Annotated in this window: 3 protein-coding genes; 2 read left to right on the top strand and 1 reads right to left on the bottom strand. The window is 70.9% G+C overall.

All coding sequences use genetic code 11. The annotated features are described in order from the left end of the window. The coding region (locus tag SREC43747_RS0118955) for a PhoX family protein (protein WP_029722959.1) at positions 1-1662 on the top strand (1662 nt) is incomplete at its 5' end. Here SREC43747_RS0118955 and erm read toward each other — a convergent pair. Continuing rightward, positions 1663-2433 (bottom strand): 23S ribosomal RNA methyltransferase Erm, encoded by a 771-nt coding sequence (erm, locus tag SREC43747_RS0118950; RefSeq protein WP_051388159.1) that lies wholly within the window; start codon positions 2431-2433, stop codon positions 1663-1665. Positions 2434-2802: 369 nt separating this feature from the next. On the opposite strand from erm, the gene SREC43747_RS0118940 reads away from it, so the two are divergent. Continuing rightward, positions 2803-3259 (top strand): alkaline phosphatase PhoX (locus SREC43747_RS0118940; protein WP_029722956.1); only part of this gene is annotated, 457 nt, incomplete at its 3' end.

Here is a 3259-nt window from a genome sequence, read left to right as displayed (position 1 = left end):
GTGGTGATCCGGTGGGGTGACCCGGTGCTGCCGGGCGCGCCGGAGTTCGACTTCGACGACCAGACGCCGGAGGCGCAGGAGAAGCAGTTCGGCTTCAACAACGACTTCTGCGCGCTGCTGCCGCTGAACGACCACCAGCGGATCATGGTGAACAACCACGAGTACACCACCGAGGAATTCCTGTTCCGCGGCTACGATCCGGAGAACCCCACCGAGCAGCAGGTCCGGATCGCCTGGGCCGCGCACGGTTTGTCCGTTGTGGTGCTGGAACGCGGCCGGGGCGCCCCGAAACCAGTTCTGCACCGGCTGAACCGGCGCATCACCCTCAACACGCCGTTCGAGCTGCGCGGGCCCGCGGCCGGCAGCGACCTGCTGAAGACCCCGGCCGACCCGTCCGGGCGCAAGGTGTTCGGCACCATGAACAACTGCTCCGGCGGGGTCACCCCGTGGGGCACGGTGCTGTCCGGTGAGGAGAACGTCCACCAGTACTTCGCCAACGCCGACCGGATCACCGACCCGGTGTTCAAGCGGCGGTTGGAGCGCTACGGCATCTCCGGTGGCCCCAGCGAGCGCAAGTGGGAGCGCTTCGACTCCCGCTGGGACATCGCCCAGCAGCCCCACGAGTCCAACCGGTTCGGGTGGATCGTGGAGATCGACCCCTACGACCCGAACTCCACCCCGGTCAAGCACACCGCGCTGGGCCGCTTCAAGCACGAGGGCGCCAACATCCAGGTGGCCGAGGACGGCCGGGTCGCCGCGTACATGGGCGACGACGAGCGGTTCGAGTACATCTACAAGTTCGTCTCCGACGGGCGGATCAAACCCGGTCGCAGCGCGCACGCCCGGCGGCACAACATGGCGCTGCTGGACTCGGGCACCCTCTACGTCGCCCGGTTCACCGGCAACAGCCCGGAGGAGGAGATCGACGGCAGCGGCGAGCTGCCGTCCGACGGCGCCTTCGACGGCACCGGCGAGTGGATTCCCCTCGCGCACAACGACGAGAGCTTCGTGCCGGGCATGAGCGCGGACGAGGTGTACGTGTTCACCCGGGAGGCGGCGGACAGGGTCGGGGCGACCAAGATGGACCGCCCCGAGGACATCGAGCCGAACCCGGTCAACGGCCGCGTCTACTGCGCGCTGACCAACAACTCGCAGCGGGGCACCGACGGTCACGCCGGACCGGACGAGGTCAACCCGCGCCGGGTCAACAAGCACGGCCAGGTGCTGGAGATCGACGACGACCCGACCGGTCGGGAGTTCCGCTGGAACCTGCTGCTGGTGTGCGGGGACCCGGAAGATCCCAGCACCTACTTCGGCGGGTTCGACAAGTCCCAGGTCAGCCCGATCTCGTGCCCGGACAACGTGACCTTCGACCGGCACGGCAACCTGTGGATCACCACCGATTCCACCGAGGCGCTGGGCGCCAACGACGGCCTGTACGCGGTGCCGTTGGACGGACCGCAGCGCGGCCGGGTGATGCAGTTCCTCAGCGTCCCCCGCGGGGCCGAGGCCTGCGGGCCGGTGATCGAGGACGACCTGGTCCTGGTCTCCGCGCAGCACCCGGGTGAGTTGGACGGGGCCAGTGCCGACAACCCGGCCTCGCACTGGCCGGACGGCGGCGATTCCCAGCCCCGCCCCTCGGTGGTCGCGGTCTGGCGCTGATCAGCGGTCGGGTGGCTCGCCCGCGGGGCGGGCCACCACCGCCCGGTACAACCGAACCCAGTCCACACCGGACAGGTCGCGGGGCAGCGCGGCCGCGGGCGGAACGGGGATCCGCCGCCCGGTCGCGTTGGCCACCACGGTGGCCAGTCCCTGGCCCGGCGCGGTGTAGACGGCGCGGACGAACCGCTGGTAGCGCGGCATTTCCCGGGCCGGCAGCAGCGGATCGGCGCGCCGATGAACCCGCAGCAGCCCGGCGGGCTGCGCCGGCACCGGTCGGAACGCCCGGGCCGGCACCTTGCCGTGCAGCTGGAACTCGTACCACGGCGCCCACTGGGCGTTGAGCAGGCTGCCGCCGATCGCGCGTTTCCGGGCGACCTGCCACTGCACGATCAGCGCGGCCTCCGGCCAACCGGGGGTGGCGAGCAACCGCCGGGTCATCTCGGTGGTGATGCCGAACGGCAGGTTGCCCACCACCGCGCACGGGTGGTCCGGGAACCGGAACCGGCGCATGTCCGCCGGTACCACGCGGACCTGCGGGAACCGGCGGCGCAGCACGGCGACCAAGGCGGGGTCGATCTCGACCGCGAGCACGTCGCGGCCGGTCGCCACCAGGTGCCGGGTGATCGCTCCGCGACCGGCCCCCAGCTCCAGCAGCGGAATCGGGGCGCTCGCGGCCACCAGGTCCACCAGTCGGGCGGCGACGGAGCGGTCGACGAGGAAGTTCTGGCCCAGGCGCGCGCGATCCCGGGCCGCTTTCGAAACGCGGGACATGCAGGTGCTCCGAAGTGGAACGGGCTGACTTGGACGGCCGAGCCCGCGCACCCCGTGCCGGACGGTGGCAGACCAGGGGATCAGCACCTGGGAAGGGGGAAGACGCGTTGCGCGGCTCGGCGGCGAGCAGCAGCCGGAGGCTGCTTCAGCCGCGCAGCCGGATGAAGAAGGCGCAGGAGCTGCATGTCATGCCGGGCACCATAGGGACGCGCCGGTCGGGCGGGCAACTGGATTTCCGGCCCGGGCTCGCCGCGGTGGCGTTCCCAGTTGTGCCGACGAATTCGGACTTCGTTCACGTGGACGTTCCGCTTCCATTCCCCTGGGCGGGTTAATTTTCGGGAGGTTCCCGACGAATGCCTGGAGGTTTCCGTGGCTCCCCGTCCGGCCGGAAGGATCCCGCTTCCGCTGCTCCCCCACTTCTCCGCGAAGCGTTCACTGGTGACCTGCCGGTACCGCTGCGGCAACCAGTGCGCCCACGAACCCTCGAACACCTCGTCCAACACCTACTTCGGTGATCTCGTGGAGCGCGTGCTCACCCGCCGGGGAGCGCTCAAGGCCGGCGGGGTGCTCGCCCTCACCGTCGGCGGTGCCGCGGCCCTGTCCGGCACCGCGGCTGCCGAACGCACCCGCCCCACCGGCGGAAGCGGCCGGCCGGTGCCGGGAACCGATTTCGCCCCGGTGGCGCCGAACACCGAAGACCGGGTGGTCGTCCCCGACGGCTACCGGCAGAACGTGGTGATCCGGTGGGGTGACCCGGTGCTGCCGGGCGCGCCGGAGTTCGACTTCGACGACCAGACGCCGGAGGCGCAGGAGAAGCAGTTCGGCT

The organism is Saccharopolyspora rectivirgula DSM 43747 (assembly GCF_000497205.1).
Taxonomy (GTDB): Bacteria; Actinomycetota; Actinomycetes; order Mycobacteriales; family Pseudonocardiaceae; genus Saccharopolyspora; species Saccharopolyspora rectivirgula.
The sequence above is the reverse complement of the archived record's forward strand: the minus strand, read 5'-3'. Positions and strand labels throughout refer to the sequence as shown.